At 67.7% G+C, this 14,125-nt stretch carries 14 protein-coding genes; 4 read left to right on the top strand and 10 right to left on the bottom strand.

Features of this window, described 5'->3' with window-relative positions; genetic code table 11:
* The first annotated feature begins 39 nt into the window (after positions 1-39).
* Both ubiH and AC5P5S_RS15040 read left to right on the top strand, forming a co-directional pair.
* Positions 40-1,248, top strand: coding sequence for a 2-octaprenyl-6-methoxyphenyl hydroxylase (gene ubiH / locus AC5P5S_RS15045; RefSeq protein ID WP_062607755.1), 1,209 nt, complete (start codon positions 40-42; stop codon positions 1,246-1,248).
* Positions 1,245-2,426 (top strand): UbiH/UbiF family hydroxylase, encoded by a 1,182-nt coding sequence (locus AC5P5S_RS15040; RefSeq protein ID WP_062607753.1) that lies wholly within the window; start codon positions 1,245-1,247, stop codon positions 2,424-2,426. Before ubiH ends, AC5P5S_RS15040 begins: the two co-directional genes overlap by 4 nt.
* 143 nt (positions 2,427-2,569) lie before the next feature.
* Here the strand turns inward: AC5P5S_RS15040 and AC5P5S_RS15035 are convergent, their stop codons facing one another.
* From AC5P5S_RS15035 to AC5P5S_RS15010, 6 genes are all read right to left on the bottom strand, one after another.
* Entirely contained in the window at positions 2,570-2,965 is a 396-nt protein-coding gene (locus tag AC5P5S_RS15035) for an EF-hand domain-containing protein (RefSeq protein WP_005408148.1), read from the bottom strand.
* Positions 2,966-3,016: 51 nt separating this feature from the next.
* Positions 3,017-4,084 (bottom strand): 23S rRNA (cytidine(2498)-2'-O)-methyltransferase RlmM, encoded by a 1,068-nt coding sequence (gene rlmM, locus AC5P5S_RS15030; protein WP_060380613.1) that lies wholly within the window; start codon positions 4,082-4,084, stop codon positions 3,017-3,019.
* On the bottom strand, positions 4,068-4,628 hold the full coding sequence (locus AC5P5S_RS15025) for a nucleoside deaminase (protein WP_004154307.1): 561 nt from the start codon (positions 4,626-4,628) through the stop codon (positions 4,068-4,070). Before AC5P5S_RS15025 ends, rlmM begins: the two co-directional genes overlap by 17 nt.
* 97 nt (positions 4,629-4,725) lie before the next feature.
* Positions 4,726-5,448: a DUF6348 family protein gene (locus tag AC5P5S_RS15020; RefSeq protein ID WP_060380610.1), complete on the bottom strand. Its 723-nt coding sequence runs from the start codon at positions 5,446-5,448 to the stop codon at positions 4,726-4,728.
* A 51-nt stretch (positions 5,449-5,499) separates the two neighbouring features.
* Positions 5,500-6,153, bottom strand: a complete 654-nt coding sequence (locus AC5P5S_RS15015; RefSeq protein WP_012479203.1) for a membrane protein — start codon at positions 6,151-6,153, stop codon at positions 5,500-5,502.
* A gap of 43 nt (positions 6,154-6,196) precedes the next feature.
* Positions 6,197-7,945: a glutamine--tRNA ligase/YqeY domain fusion protein gene (locus AC5P5S_RS15010; RefSeq protein WP_062607751.1), complete on the bottom strand. Its 1,749-nt coding sequence runs from the start codon at positions 7,943-7,945 to the stop codon at positions 6,197-6,199.
* A 259-nt stretch (positions 7,946-8,204) separates the two neighbouring features.
* On the opposite strand from AC5P5S_RS15010, the gene AC5P5S_RS15005 reads away from it, so the two are divergent.
* Both AC5P5S_RS15005 and msrA read left to right on the top strand, forming a co-directional pair.
* Positions 8,205-8,468, top strand: a complete 264-nt coding sequence (locus AC5P5S_RS15005; RefSeq protein ID WP_005408153.1) for a putative signal transducing protein — start codon at positions 8,205-8,207, stop codon at positions 8,466-8,468.
* Between the two features lie 30 nt (positions 8,469-8,498).
* Positions 8,499-9,164, top strand: coding sequence for a peptide-methionine (S)-S-oxide reductase MsrA (gene msrA / locus AC5P5S_RS15000; protein WP_024956784.1), 666 nt, complete (start codon positions 8,499-8,501; stop codon positions 9,162-9,164).
* Between the two features lie 660 nt (positions 9,165-9,824).
* Here msrA and AC5P5S_RS14995 read toward each other — a convergent pair.
* From AC5P5S_RS14995 to ahpF, 4 genes are all read right to left on the bottom strand, one after another.
* Positions 9,825-10,781 (bottom strand): transaldolase, encoded by a 957-nt coding sequence (locus AC5P5S_RS14995; protein ID WP_087803715.1) that lies wholly within the window; start codon positions 10,779-10,781, stop codon positions 9,825-9,827.
* Between the two features lie 50 nt (positions 10,782-10,831).
* A complete protein-coding gene (gene rnk, locus AC5P5S_RS14990; RefSeq protein ID WP_005408156.1) occupies positions 10,832-11,236 on the bottom strand; it encodes a nucleoside diphosphate kinase regulator in 405 nt (134 codons plus the stop codon).
* A 123-nt stretch (positions 11,237-11,359) separates the two neighbouring features.
* Positions 11,360-12,322 carry a LysR substrate-binding domain-containing protein gene (locus AC5P5S_RS14985; RefSeq protein WP_005412310.1) on the bottom strand — a complete coding sequence of 321 codons (963 nt, stop codon included), beginning with the start codon at positions 12,320-12,322 and terminating at the stop codon, positions 11,360-11,362.
* 85 nt (positions 12,323-12,407) lie between these two features.
* Positions 12,408-14,000 carry an alkyl hydroperoxide reductase subunit F gene (ahpF, locus tag AC5P5S_RS14980; protein WP_012479210.1) on the bottom strand — a complete coding sequence of 531 codons (1,593 nt, stop codon included), beginning with the start codon at positions 13,998-14,000 and terminating at the stop codon, positions 12,408-12,410.
* Positions 14,001-14,125 lie beyond the last annotated feature (125 nt).

Here is a 14,125-nt window from a genome sequence, read left to right as displayed (position 1 = left end):
GTTCGGCGTACAGACGGGGCGAGCGCGTATCATGAACGCATGAGTGAACGACATGACGTGCTGATTGTCGGTGGTGGCCTGGTCGGCGCCAGCCTGGCCATTGCCCTGGACCGCCTCGGCCGCGACGTGGGCCTGCTCGAGGCCAGCCCGGCCGGCGAGCTGCCGGTGGTGTTCGACCAGCGCAATCTCAGTTTCGCCGCTGCCACCGTCAATGCGCTGACCGCGCTGGGGGTGATGCAGAAGCTGGCGATGGCACCGGGCCCGATCCGGCGCATCCACGTCAGCCGTGCCGGCGATTTCGGCCGTGTGCAGCTGGAAGCGGCCGATTACGACCGGCCTTGGTTCGGCCAGGTGGTGGTCGCCCGCGACTTCGGCCAGGCGCTGGAAGGGCGGCTTCAGGAGCTGCCGCGGCTGCGCCGTTACCGGCCGATGCGGTTCCTGGGCCTGGGTGAAGTGGTCGACGGCTACCGCCAGGTGCGGGTCGCCGATGAGGCCGGCGAGCGCGTATTGCTGGCACGGCTGGTGGTGGGTGCCGACGGTACGACCAGTGGCGTGCGTGGTGCACTGGGCATCGAGGTCGACCGCCATGATTTCCAGCAGACCCTGTTCGTGGCCCGTGTACGCAGCCAGCGCGCGCCGGATGGCACCGCGTGGGAGCGTTTCACCGATACCGGCCCGACGGCCCTGCTGCCGCGCGGCGATCGTCACTTCGGCACCGTGCATGGTGTTGCGCGCGACCAGGCCGATGCGGTGATGGCGCTGGACGATGCCGCCTGGCTGCAACGCCTGCAGAACGCGATCGGCTGGCGTGCCGGCCGCCTGCTCGAGTCCGGCCCGCGCAGCGCCTACCCGCTCATCCAGGTGCTGGCGCGTGCGCTGGCCGGTGAGCGCACGGTGCTGCTGGGCAATGCCGCGCAGACCATTCATCCGCTGGGTGCACAGGGCTTCAACCTGGGCCTGCGCGATGCGCTGACCCTGGCCGAGCTGCTGGAGGATGCGCATGAAGATGCCGGCAGTGATGCACTGCTGCAGGCCTATGTCGCGCGCCGCGAGGAAGATCGCCGGCAGACGGTGGCGTTCTCCGGCGGCCTGGCGCGCCTGACCAGCAACCCGGCGCCGCTGATGCGGCCGCTGCGCAGCCTCGGCCTGGTGGCCGCGCAACGCGCATCGGTGCAGTCGATGCTGGTCGGTGGCGCGATGGGCTTCCGCGGCGAAGTGCCGCGCCTGTGCCGCGGAGAAGCCGCATGAGCCGGCGCATGCGCCTTGATGTGGCCATCGTCGGTGGTGGCGTGGTCGGTGCCGCGTGCGCGCTGGCGCTGGCCGATGCCGGCCTGTCGGTTGCGCTGGTGGAAGGTCGTGAGCCCGCGCCGTGGCAGGCCGCACAGCCTGACCTGCGCGTGTTCGCCTTCGCTGCTGACAACGTACAACTGTTGAACCGCCTGGGCGTGTGGCCGGCGATCGTGCAGGCCCGCGCCTGGCCCTACCGGCGCATGCAGGTGTGGGATGCGGCCGGTGGCGAAGATCTGCTGTTCGATGCCGATCGCTTCGGCCGTCGTGAACTGGGCTACATCGTCGAGAACGGCCTGCTGCAGGATCGCCTGTGGGCGGCGTTACCGGCGGCGGGCGTGCAGCTGCACTGCCCGGCGCGGGTGGAAGCGCTGGAGCAGGACGACGACGGCGTGCGCCTGCGCCTGGATGACGGTCGTCGCCTGGAAGCGGCGTTGGCGGTAGCCGCCGACGGCGCCGAATCGACCCTGCGCCAACTGGCCGGGATCGAGGTTGAAAAGCATGACTACCACCAGCGTGGCGTGGTGGCCTACGTGGACAGCGATCTTCCCAACCAGGCCACCGCCTGGCAGCGTTTCCTGCCGAGCGGGCCGCTGGCGCTGCTGCCGGTGGCCGAGCGCCGCAGCTCGATCGTCTGGACCCTGCCCGAGGACGAGGCCGCGCGCGTGCTGGCGCTGGACGAAGGCAGCTTCAACCGCGAACTGACCCGCGCCTTCGCGGCGCGGTTGGGTGAGCTGCGGCTGGCATCACCGCGCGCAGCCTTCCCGCTGCGCCGCCAGCTGGCACGTCACTACGTGGCCGGCCGTGTGCTGGCATTGGGTGATGCCGCGCACGTGGTGCATCCGCTGGCCGGGCAGGGCGTGAACCTGGGCCTGCGCGATGTGGCCGCCCTGCAGCAGTGGCTGGCGCCGTCGGCCGAGCGCCGTGGTCAGCCGCGCCTGTCGCCGCAGCGCCTGCAGCGCTGGGCACGCGAACGGCGCAGCGACAACCACATCGCCGCCTACAGCTTCGATGCGATCAACCGCCTGTTCTCCAACGACGAAATGCACCTGACCCTGGCCCGCGGCCGGGCGCTGGGCTGCGTCGGCAAATGGCCGCCGCTGGTGCAGGCATTCTGGAAGCGCGCCGCCGGGGTGTAGCAGAATGCAAACCGCTCTGGTGGGTGCCCGACGTCAGTAGATCCACGCCATGCGTGGATGAAGATCGCGCTGGATCAAAAAAGGGGACGGAGGGGATTAAGTCGTTTGTGCCACAAACGACTTAATCCCCTCCGTCCCCTTTTTCAGTCGACCAGCCAGCCGGCCAGGTCGGCACGATCCAGCTTGCCGCGACGCTTCACGTCCAACGCATTGAACTCATCGGCCAGCGCCGGATTCGCCTGCGCTTCCTCGCGGCTGATGAAACCATCGCCGTTCACATCCAGCGCAGCGAAGTGGATGCGGTACTGGCCAACCACGCTGCTCGGTTCCAGCGAACGCACGGTCACCTGCGCCTCGCCGGCCGGCTGCGGAATCTCGACGCTGCCGCTGACCCGGCCCGCATCCAGCGGTTGCTGGCGGATCGCGCCGCCGGTGGGGCCCAACGGCTGGCTTTGTGCCGGGGTGTGCGGCAATTGCTGGGCCACCGCTGGTGCGGCGGCCAGCAGGGTGATCAGCAGCGGAATCGTTCGATGTCGCATGGATGCTCCTCCCTCTGCAGCGCCGGGGTATGCCCGGCGGACGTGATGGCCTCAGCGCAGTGGCGACGCCAGTACGGTGATCTCCTCACGGTCGTGATAGAGCTGCTTGGCACGCACCACCAGCGGCTTGCCGGCCTGGTCCTGGAACAGGTCCAGGCACAGGCGGGTTTCGTCCCAGCGCTTCTTCATCGGCAGCTTCAGGTTGAAGATCGCGTGCCGGCACCAGCCTTCGCGGAACCAGGTGGCCATGCGTTCGGCTACGCGGCGCGGCTGCTCGACCATGTCGCAGACCATCCAGTCCAGCGGCTGTTCCGGATGCCAGTGGAAGCCATCGGCGCGCAGGTGCTCGACCAGGCCGGTGTCCAGCACGTGCTGGCGCAGCGGGCCGTTGTCGATGCTCAACACGTGCATGTGCTGGCGGGTCAGCACCCAGGTCCAGCCGCCGGGGGCGGCACCCAGGTCGGCCGCACGCATGCCGGGCTTGGCCAGTGCTTCGCGTTCTTCCGGCGTCAGCAGGGTCAGCAGTGCTTCGTCCAGCTTCAGCGCCGAACGCGAGGGTGCTTCGGGCAGCAGCTTCAGGCGCGGGATGCCCAGTGCCCACGGCGCGCTGTCGGCCGGGTCGGCCACGCAGACGAAGGCGTGGGTGCCGTCGACGAACACCACGTGCAGGCGCGGCAGGCGGTTGCTCGGCTTGTCAGTCAGCTTGCCGGCCTTGCGCAGCGCCGGGCGCAGTGCGTTGCCGAAGGCGCGGGCCAACCCGGACAGCGGCTTGCCGGCGTCCGAGTCCGGGTGTTCCACCCACAGGTCGCCGAAGCGCGGCGCATCGGCCAGCACGTCGAGCATCGGGGTAATGCGGTCGGCCGGGTCCAGCTGCGGCAGCTCGGCCAGCACCACCAGCTTCTGCCGCGCGAAAATCAGCTCGCGCCAGCGCAGGCGCGGCGCCAGCGCGGCGGCTTCGTCGCACATGAAAAGCACGTAGCCATCATTGCGCTGGGTGCGCGCGTAGCCGGCGAAACCGGCTTCACCGGCGCGGAACTGCAGCTCGCCGGCCAGCTCGGGCTCGAAGCCCTGCCGGCACAGGCACAGCAGGCCGATGCCGGTCTCAGTAACGGGCGCCATCGCTTTCCCCATAGGCGCGCAGCACGCTGCGCGCGGCGTCGCGGTTCAGGCCCTGCACCACTTCGATGCCACGCTTGTTGAGCTCGCCGACCCAGTCGGCCGGCAGCGGGCCTTCATCGAACGGGGTCAGTTCCTCGACGTCGGCCGAGTTGGCACCGATCAGCAGGCGGTCGATGCCGGCCCACACGGTAGCGCCATAGCACTGGCAGCATGGCTGCGAACTGGTGGCCAGGGTGACCGGCGACAGCACCGCGTTCAGGCGCGGGGTCTGCAGGCGCTGCTGGGCCAGCATGTAGGCCATGTTCTCGGCGTGCGCCAGCGAGGTCGCGTGCGGCATCACCCGGTTCACGCCAGCGGCGATGACCTTGTCGTCCGGGCCGAACACCACCGCGCCGAACGGGCCGCCACTGGCGTGCTCGACGTTCAACCGCGACAGCTCGATCGCCAGCGCGACCTTGGCCTCATCGCCCGGATATCGACGATCCAGGTCGATCTGGTCGTGGATCCAGGCGGGAAGGGTCAGGTGGACTTGCGCGTACAGCATCGCGGGGGTGCCTCGTGTGGGATGGGAAAAAGTGCGGTTGCTTGGGGAACCGGCGCGCAGTGTAGCCGCACGGGCCTGTATCGGGTGTGGGCGTGGGTCAGCCTGGCGAGCCGGTGCGGATCACCACGTACTGCTTGCGGAATTCCAGCCCGGCCTGCGGCCAGCTGGCCGCGTAGGCGCGCAGCAGGGGCAGGGCGGCGGCGAAGTCGTGGCCGTTGACCCGGCAATCGGCCTCGCACAGGCCGTCGGCATCGCGCGAGGCGAACAGGCGGATGGCGAGGAATTGGCGGGCTTTCAGCAGCTCGTCGAAGGCCTCCATGCTGCGGGTGAACAGGCAGCAAGGGCAGGAGCCATGATCGTCTTCGCTGCAGGTGGAGGCATCCACTTCCTGTGCACGGTAGTGCGCCAACGGCCCCAGCACTACAGTGCGCTCGTGTTCCTCGCCATTGTCACCGGCCGGATAGGTCAGGCCCATCATCGGCAGGCCCTGTGCGTCTTGGGCGCCGATCGCGGTCTGCAGGGTCGCCAGGTCTACCCGCACCCAGGTCTGGAAGCCGGACAACAGCGATGCCTGCTCATCGGCACCATTTGCATGCTGGTACTCGAACAGGCCATCGGCGAACAACTGCGGATGCTGGCTTTCGATGACGGTGGAGGTCTGCCAACCACCGTTTTCGCGCGCGTGTGCGGCCATTGCATGCGGGGTCAGGCGCAGGCCGCTGTCCAGCAGCAGCGCGTTGCCGTCGACGTGGCTGGCGACGCCCGCGTCCTGAAGGACCTGCTGCAGCAGCGGGAGGAGAGCGGCGGAGGTCGTGGTCATGTCAGGCCTGTGGGGTGGATGGGGTGGAACATCCAGGCAGGGCCTGGGCATCTAGCGGTCGAGCGCGTCGAGTTCGGCGCGATATCGCTGCGCGTCGGATTGCTGCTGCGGATCGTTGCCGTGGTCGCGCAGCCAGCTTTCCAGCTCGCGGCGATAGTCCGCGCGGAAATCGGCATTACCCGGGCTGAAATGCAGCTTGCGTGCCGCCACCTCCACCCGCTCGCGCGCGCTGGCCCGGGCCTGGGCGACGCCGTGCGGGGATTCATTGGTGAGGATGACGAAGTTGCGTGGGAAGCCCGGCGTGTACTTGACCACGAACGGCTGGTCGCGCGCCGGGATACGGATGGCGTTTTCCAGCGGCCACAGCGAAGCGGTGTTGGTGTGGAACACCACGTCCACGTCGCGGCCCTCGGCGGTACGCAGCACCCCTTCGTAGCGCCAGATGTACTGTTCGTTGAGCGTGGAGCTGGTTCGCTCGGCCTTGACGATCACCGCTTCACCACGCTCGCCCACCACGTTGAGGAAGGTGGCGTTGAGGAAGTGGCCGAGGAACATGTTGAGCATCGCCAGCGGGAACACCACGATGGCGTAGCCCGGAAAGCGCCGCCACCACGAGACCAGCCCGGCCAGCACCATCGCTGCAAAGAACGTCAGCAGCGGATGCTGCGAGATGAACCAGAACAGGACGGAGAGGGCGGTGATCATTGTCGATGGCGTGCGGGCGCCGTGCTGGCGCCCGCGCAGGTCCTCAGGCCGACCAGGTATCGCGCAGGGTCACGCTGCGGTTGAACACCGGCTTGGCTTCGGTGTGGTCGCGGCGGTCGGCGACGAAGTAGCCGGTACGTTCGAACTGGAACGACTGCTCCGGCGCGGCGCTGGCCGCGGCCGGCTCGACATAGCCGGTGACGGTGCGGCGCGATTCCGGATTGAGGTAATCGCGGTAGGTCTTGCCTTCCGATTCATCATCCGGGTTCGGCACCGAGAACAGGCGGTCGTACAGGCGGATCTCGGCCGGCACGCCATGCACGGCGCTGACCCAGTGGATGGTGCCCTTGACCTTGCGGTTGGCGCCTTCCATGCCCGGACGCGATTCCGGATCCAGCCAGCCGCGCAGCTCGGTGATGGTGCCGCCGGCATCCTTGATCACTTCGTCGCAGCGGATGATGCCGGCGCCGCGCAGGCGCACTTCGCCACCCGGCACCAGGCGCTTCCAGCCCTTCGGCGGCACTTCGGCGAAGTCCTCGCGGTCAATCCACACTTCGCGTGCGAACGGCACGTCGCGGCTGCCGAAGCTCTCGTCCTTCGGGTGGTTGCTGAAGGTCAGCTGTTCTTCATGGCCTTCCAGCAGGTTGGTCAGCACCAGCTTGACCGGATCGATCACTGCCATGCGGCGCGGCGCTGCACTGTCCAGGTCTTCGCGCAACGCGCCTTCCAGCACGCTGAAGTCGATCAGCGAGTTCTGCTTGCTGATGCCCACGCGCTCGGCGAACAGGCGCATCGCGGCCGGGGTGTAGCCACGGCGACGCAGGCCCTGCAGGGTCGGCATGCGCGGGTCTTCCCAGCCGTCCACCAGCTGCTCGGTGACCAGCGCCATCAGCTTGCGCTTGCTCATCACCGTGTAGTTGATGTTCAGGCGCGAGAACTCGATCTGGCGCGGCTTGGCGGCTTCGCGCGGCAGGCCGGCATCGACCAGCGGCTGGGTCAGCGCATCGTCATGGGCGAAATCGACGTTGTCCACGCACCAGTCGTACAGCGGGCGGTGGTCTTCGAACTCCAGCGTGCACAGCGAGTGGGTGATGCCCTCGATCGAATCACCCAGCGCGTGGGCGAAGTCGTACATCGGGTAGATCGGCCACGCGTTGCCGGTGTTCTGGTGCTCGACGTGCTTGATGCGGTACAGCGCCGGATCGCGCAGGTTGATGTTGCCGCTGGCCATGTCGATCTTCGCGCGAAGGGTGCGCGCGCCATCCGGGAACTCACCGGCGCGCATGCGGCGGAACAGGTCGAGGTTTTCCTCGACGCTGCGGTCGCGCCACGGCGACGGGCGGCCCGGCTCGGTGAGGGTGCCGCGGTAGGCGCGCACTTCCTCGGCCGACAGGTCGCAGACATAGGCCTTGCCCTGCTCGATCAGCTTTTCGGCGGCCAGGTAATAGGCCTGGAAGTAGTCCGAGGCGTGGCGCAGCTCGTTCCACTCGAAGCCCAGCCAGCGCACGTCGTCCTGGATCGCAGCCACGTATTCCGGGTCTTCCTTGGCCGGGTTGGTGTCGTCGAAGCGCAGGTTGCAGACGCCGCTGAATTCGCCGGCGATGCCGAAGTTCAGGCAGATCGACTTGGCATGGCCGATGTGCAGGTAGCCGTTCGGCTCCGGCGGGAAGCGGGTCTTGATCGCCTGGTGCTTTCCGCTGGCCAGGTCCTCGCGCACGATCTGGCGGATGAAATCGCGCTTCTCGTGGCTGTCGGCGGGGGTCTCGGGGCTGGCGGGGGTGTGCTCGGACATGAGTCTGGGGCGAAAAAGGGCAGAAAGACCAACAGTCTAGCGCGTACGGGGCAGGGCTGCCCGGTGGGGTGTGGGGATGCCGGCCAGCGGCCGGCACTACCCAACTGCACGGCGATCCACATTCCGCCGGCCCGCTGCCGGCGCTACCGGAAAGTGGATGGGTAGTGCCGGCCGCTGGCCGGCAGAACGGTCATGCGCCGTCACCACCACCATTCAGCCCACGGGCGTATGCTGGAACCCTGTCCCACGGAGCCGCCGCATGCACATCGTGTACAAGGCCGACAACCTGTTCGACGCCCACCTGGTCAAGCACGCGCTGGAAGATGCCGGCATCCCGGCCTTCGTGTTTGGCGAGCAGCTGCTGGGCGGCATGGGCGAGCTGCCGCTGTTCGGTGTGCTGCGGGTGGGAATCCCCGATGCGGCACGCCCGCAGGCCGAGGACATCGTGGCGGCGCTGGACTTGGGCCACGCGCCGGACGCCCCCATTTCAGATGCAGACGACATAGCCGGACTTCCGGCGTAGGAGCGCATCATGTTGGGAATTGGCCAGGGCATCCTCGGCATCGGCGCCTTCAAGCAGCGCCTGCCACGCCCGGAAGAGGCGCTGCCGGGGCGTGACCAGCCGCTGCCGCTGCACAGCAACCAGCACTTCGTGAACAGCCATCCGCTGAAGGACCGTTTTGCCGGCCTGCAGCAGATCCGTTTCGCGCTGGGCTGCTTCTGGGGCGCCGAGCGCAAGTTCTGGACCGAACCGGGCGTGTACAGCACCTCGGTGGGCTATGCCGGGGGCATCACCCCGAACCCGACCTATGAAGAGGTCTGTTCGGGCCTGACCGGCCACACCGAAGTGGTGCAGGTGGTGTTCGACCCGGCGGTGGTGAGCCTGGAGCGCCTGCTGCAGCTGTTCTGGGAGAGCCACGACCCGACCCAGGGCATGCGCCAGGGCAACGACACCGGCACCCAGTACCGCTCGGCGATCCACGCCACCGACGAGGCGCAGTACGCCGTCGCGCTGGCCAGCCGCGAGGCCTACCAGGCGCAGCTGGATGCGGCCGGCTACGGCCCGATCACCACCGAGATCGTGTACCCGGCACCTGCGTACTACTACGCCGAGGACTATCACCAGCAGTACTTGGCGAAGAATCCGAACGGCTACTGCGGCATCGGCGGCACCGGCGTGAGCTGCCCGATCGGGTTGGATGTGGAGGCGCCGCGCTGACGCGCGGTGGTCCGCCTGCGGCGGGCAACGTCAACGGCTGAAAGCCAAAGCCAAAGCCAAGCGGCTCTGGTTTGCTGTGAGTTTGGCGGGACGGGTGCAGATGGCGGGACACGCCGTAAACCCGTCCTTGGGGGCTCGGCCACGGCATCCATGCCGTGGACTGTCCCGCCATCTGCACCCGTCCCACCTTCGACAGTTTTCCGGTGACGGTGGGCGAGAGCATTGGTTACTGACGAACTGAAGAAAAACAAAAAGGACGCGGCGTTCGCCGCGTCCTTTTTGTTTGGTTCTGCAGTGCTTTCTGTAGAGCCGAAGGCAGCGGCAGGAGCCGCTGCCAACGTCGCTTGCGCGACGGCCCGGAGGGTGCCGGTCAGGACGACCGGCATAGCCATGCTCGGCTCCGAGCAAGCGAAGCGCGCGACCCACTGTTGCTCTTCTTTCTTCCGTGGCGGGCGGCCGCAGGAAATTGTCAGAGGGCGGGCGGGTTGGGTTCGCGGGGGTGTCCGCGGCATGGATGCCGCGGCCAAGCCCCCATGGACGGGTTCACGGCGTCCCCCGCGAACCCAACCCGCCCGACCCAGCGCGGCTTTTGCTCTAGCAGTCAGTCGAGCAAGCTCGACTCTACCGACCCGCCACGAGGGGCTCAGCCGTTGGCCGGAATCACAGTGCCGCGCGGATCCGCTCGCGCAGTGCTTCCAGATCCTTGGCAAACGCCTCGATGCCGGTCGCCAGCTTCTCGGTGGCCATCGGATCGGCCGCCAGGTCCGCCGCGAACTTCGCCGCATCGATCGGGGTCACCGCCGCGCCGTCCGCTGCACCGGCCACCAGCTTGCGCGGCAGCTCGCCGTGGTCGGAGTCCAGCTTCTCCAGCAGGTCCGGCGAAATCGTCAGGCGGTCGCAGCCGGCCAGCGCTTCGATCTGCGCGGTCGAACGGAACGAGGCACCCATCACCACCGTCGGCGAACCGCGGCGCTTGAATTCGGCATACACGCCACGCACGAACTTCACGCCCGGGTCTTCGTCGATGGTGGCCGGGGTCTGGCCGTTGGCCACGTACCAATCGAGGATACGACCGACGAACGGCGAGATCAGGAACGCGCCGGCTTCGCTGCAGGCCAGCGCCTGGGTCGGGTTGAAGATCAGGGTCAGGTTGCAGTCGATGCCCTCGGCCTGCAGGATGCGCGCGGCTTCCACGCCTTCCCAGGTCGCGGCGATCTTGATCAGGATCTTCTCGCGCGGCACGCCGGCATCGGCGTACATCTGGATGAACTGGCGGGCCTTGGCCACAGTGGCAGCGGTGTCGTGGGCCTGGTCGGCGTCCACTTCGGTGGACACGCGGCCCGGCACCAGCGTGCTCAGCAGCGCGCCGACGCCGATGGTCAGGCGGTCGGCCACGGCGTGCACCACGGCTTCGCGGTCGCCACTCTGCTGGCGGCCCCAGGCCAGTTCGCGTTCGATCAGCTCGGCGTAGACCGGCAGGTCCAGCGCCTTCTTCACCAGGGTCGGATTGGTGGTGCAGTCCACCGGCTGCAGGCGCTTGATCGCCTCGTAGTCACCGGTATCGGCAACGACCACGGACAGTTCGCGCAGCTGGGACAGTTTGGACGGGGTACTCATTACGGCTCCTGGTGCAGGGGGATCGAATCGCGCGCGGTGCGCAGCGGTAATCAGGGGCGGTCGTTGTGGACCGCGGTCACGCGCAGGCGCAGCTTGCGGCCGCCGGGCGCGTTCCAGTCGATGCTCTGGCCGATCGAAAGGCCGAGCAGGGCACTGCCGACCGGGGCCAGCACGGAAACCTTGCCTTCATCGACGTTGGCTTCGCGGGGGAAGACCAGGGTCAGGACGTGCTTCTCGCCCGACACTTCATCTTCGCACTCCACGCGCGAATGCATCATGACGATGCCTTCGGGAATCTGGTCCGGTGCCAGCACGGTAGCCCGGTTGAGTTCTTCAGCAAGCGCGAGCGCGGCAGGCGTCTGGCTCAGCGCAGGGGATTCGAGCATGGCGTCCAGGCGGTCCATGTCGAAGGTGGAAACGGTGATCGACGGCGGCAGGCCGCTGGCGGTACTCATGGTGAAGCTCCTTGGTTGAAAGCCATGCAAAAGGCGGCACCTGCTGGCGCCGCCTGTCTGTATTGTGGGGACAAATGCGGCCGGAATCGACTCCTGCCGATTCCAGGCCGGTGCTGCGGGGGTTCAGCCGTTCAGGGCGGGGCCGGGCAGGGCGGTCGCTTCGCCGGTGGCATTCACCGCATCAAGGGTGAACAGCGCCTGCGGCAGGCGCTTGAACTGGTCGGCCAGTTCCATCAGGAAGTCGTTCATGGCCGAGCTGCGGCGCCAGATCATGGCGATGCGACGGCTGGGACGGCCCTCGCCGGTGAAGTCGAGCAGGCGGATGTTGTTCGAGCGCGGCACCGGCGGCTGCACCGACAGGCTGGGCAGCAGGGTGATGCCGACATCGGCGGCAACCATCTGCCGCAGCGTCTCCAGGCTGGTGGCGCGGAACTCGGACTTCTCGTTGGCGCCGAACAGGCGGCACACTTCCAGCGCCTGGTCGCGCAGGCAGTGGCCATCTTCCAGCAGCAGCAGCTTCTGCGTGGCCAGTTCCTGCACATCCAGGTGTTCGCGCCGGGCCAGCGGGTGGCGCCCGGACACCGCCAGCAGGAACGGTTCCTCGAACAGGAACTCGGCATGCAGCTGGTCGTCGATTACCGGCAGCGCCAGCAGCGCGGCGTCCAGCTTGCCTTCGCGCAGGCGGTCCAGCAGCACATCGCTCTTTTCCTCGACCAGCAGCAGTTCCAGCTCCGGGAAGCGCTCGCGGATGCGTGGGATCACATGCGGCAGCAGGTACGGACCGAGGGTCGGGAAGATCCCCAGGCGCACCGTCCCGGCTTCCGGGTCGCGGCTGCGTCGCGCCGCTTCCTTCAGCTGCTCCACTTCGGACACGATCACCCGTGCCCGTGCCGCCGCTTCCTGGCCGGCCGGGGTCAGCATCACCTTGCGCGGTGCGCGTTCCACCAGCGGCAGGCCCAGTTCTTCTTCCAGCTTGCGGATCTGCGTGGACAGCGTGGGCTGGCTGACAAAGCAGGAGGCGGCAGCCCGGCCGAAATGCTTGTGGTCGGCCAGGGCTACCAGGTACTTCAGATCACGTAGGTTCATCCTTACACCCCAGGGGTAACGGACCGGCTGACGGCATGGTTACCCGACAGGCAGACAATGTTCCCGGTGATCTGGGAACGGTGGATCAGGCCGCTTCAGCAACGGCACCGCTGCTGTTGCTCACCGACGAGCGGATCAGGTGGTCGAACGCGCTCAGTGCGGCGGTCGAACCGGCGCCCATGGCAATGATGATCTGCTTGTAGGGTACCGTCGTGCAATCGCCAGCAGCGAACACACCCGGCAGGTTGGTCTGGCCGCGGTCGTCGATGACGACCTCGCCACGCGGCGACAGCGCCACCACATCCTTCAGCCACTCGGTGTTGGGCAGCAGGCCGATCTGTACGAAGATGCCTTCCAGCTCGACGCGGTGGGCGTCGCCGCCGACGCGGTCCTTGTAGACCAGGCCGGTGACACGGCTGCCGTCGCCCAGCACTTCGGTCGTCTGGGCGCTGGTCAACACAGTGACGTTGGCCAGGCTGCGCAGCTTCTTCTGCAGTACTTCATCGGCGCGCAGGCTGGAATCGAACTCCAGCAGGGTTACATGCGACACGATGCCGGCCAGATCGATGGCCGCTTCCACGCCGGAGTTGCCGCCGCCGATCACCGCCACGCGCTTGCCCTTGAACAGCGGGCCATCGCAGTGCGGGCAATAGGCCACGCCCTTGTTGCGGTACTGGTCTTCGCCCGGCACGTTCATCTGCCGCCAGCGTGCGCCGGTGGACAGGATCACCGAACGCGACTTCAGCACTGCGCCATTCTCCAGCTGCACCTGCACCAGGCCGTCTTCACCGGCCGGCACCAGCGCGCTGGCGCGCTGCAGGTTCATGATGTCCACCTCGTACTCGCGCACGTGCTGTTCCAGTGCCGTGGCCAGCTTCGGGCCTTCGGTCTCCTTCACCGAAATGAAGTTCTCGATCGCCATGGTGTCCAGCACCTGGCCACCGAAACGCTCGGCGGCGATGCCGGTGCGGATGCCCTTGCGTGCGGCGTAGATCGCCGCTGCAGCACCGGCCGGGCCACCGCCCACCACCAGCACGTCGAAGGCGTCCTTGGCGGCGATCTTCTCGGCATCGCGCTTGCTGGCATTGGTGTCCAGCTTGGCCACGATCTGCTCGAGGGTCATGCGGCCCTGGTCGAACACGTCGCCGTTGAGGTACACGGTCGGCACCGACATGATCTCGCGCTTCTCGACTTCGTCCTGGAACAGGGCACCGTCGATGGCCACGTGCTGGATGCGCGGGTTGAGCACCGCCGCCAGGTTCAGCGCCTGCACCACGTCCGGGCAGTTCTGGCAGGACAGCGAGAAGTAGGTTTCGAAGCGGTAGTCGCCTTCCAGGTTCTGCACCTGCTCGATCAGCTCGGCGGTGGCCTTGGACGGATGACCGCCCACCTGCAGCAGCGCCAGCACCAGCGAGGTGAACTCGTGGCCCATCGGCAGGCCGGCGAAGGTCAGGTGGATGTCCTGGCCCGGGGTGCCCAGGTCGAAGGACGGCACGCGGCCCTGGCCATCGCGCAGCACCTGCAGCGAGATCTTGTCCGACAGGCTTTCCAGGGTCTGCAGCAGTTCCAGCATCTCCTGCGACTTGGCCCCGTCGTCGGCGTGCGCGGTGATCTGGATCGGGCGGGTCACGCGCTCCAGATAGGTCTTCAGCTGCGACTGCAGGTTGGCGTCCAACATCGGTCTTCTCCTGGCTTCAGGCAAACAGGGGGCGTGGCACCGCTGTACAAGGTAGCGGACCAGCTGGGGGTAGGGGTGAACCCAAGACAGCGACCGTGGAAGGGGCTGGCTGGCCAAGGCGGGCG

It is taken from the genome of Stenotrophomonas sp. YJH_SMC_54 (genome assembly GCF_059368435.1).
The sequence above is the reverse complement of the archived record's forward strand: the minus strand, read 5'-3'. Positions and strand labels throughout refer to the sequence as shown.

What these genes read in the sequence shown, in the direction of transcription:
- AC5P5S_RS14985 (WP_005412310.1), bottom strand. Translation starts at nt 12,322, where the DNA reads ATGAACCTACGTGATCTGAAGTACCTGGTAGCCCTGGCCGACCACAAG.
- AC5P5S_RS15035 (WP_005408148.1), bottom strand. Translation starts at nt 2,965, where the DNA reads ATGCGACATCGAACGATTCCGCTGCTGATCACCCTGCTGGCCGCCGCA.
- rnk (WP_005408156.1), bottom strand. Translation starts at nt 11,236, where the DNA reads ATGAGTACCGCCAGCGGCCTGCCGCCGTCGATCACCGTTTCCACCTTC.
- rlmM (WP_060380613.1), bottom strand. Translation starts at nt 4,084, where the DNA reads ATGGCGCCCGTTACTGAGACCGGCATCGGCCTGCTGTGCCTGTGCCGG.
- AC5P5S_RS15025 (WP_004154307.1), bottom strand. Translation starts at nt 4,628, where the DNA reads ATGCTGTACGCGCAAGTCCACCTGACCCTTCCCGCCTGGATCCACGAC.
- ahpF (WP_012479210.1), bottom strand. Translation starts at nt 14,000, where the DNA reads ATGTTGGACGCCAACCTGCAGTCGCAGCTGAAGACCTATCTGGAGCGC.
- AC5P5S_RS15015 (WP_012479203.1), bottom strand. Translation starts at nt 6,153, where the DNA reads ATGATCACCGCCCTCTCCGTCCTGTTCTGGTTCATCTCGCAGCATCCG.
- AC5P5S_RS14995 (WP_087803715.1), bottom strand. Translation starts at nt 10,781, where the DNA reads ATGAGTACCCCGTCCAAACTGTCCCAGCTGCGCGAACTGTCCGTGGTC.
- AC5P5S_RS15005 (WP_005408153.1), top strand. Translation starts at nt 8,205, where the DNA reads ATGCACATCGTGTACAAGGCCGACAACCTGTTCGACGCCCACCTGGTC.
- AC5P5S_RS15010 (WP_062607751.1), bottom strand. Translation starts at nt 7,945, where the DNA reads ATGTCCGAGCACACCCCCGCCAGCCCCGAGACCCCCGCCGACAGCCAC.
- ubiH (WP_062607755.1), top strand. Translation starts at nt 40, where the DNA reads ATGAGTGAACGACATGACGTGCTGATTGTCGGTGGTGGCCTGGTCGGC.
- AC5P5S_RS15040 (WP_062607753.1), top strand. Translation starts at nt 1,245, where the DNA reads ATGAGCCGGCGCATGCGCCTTGATGTGGCCATCGTCGGTGGTGGCGTG.
- AC5P5S_RS15020 (WP_060380610.1), bottom strand. Translation starts at nt 5,448, where the DNA reads ATGACCACGACCTCCGCCGCTCTCCTCCCGCTGCTGCAGCAGGTCCTT.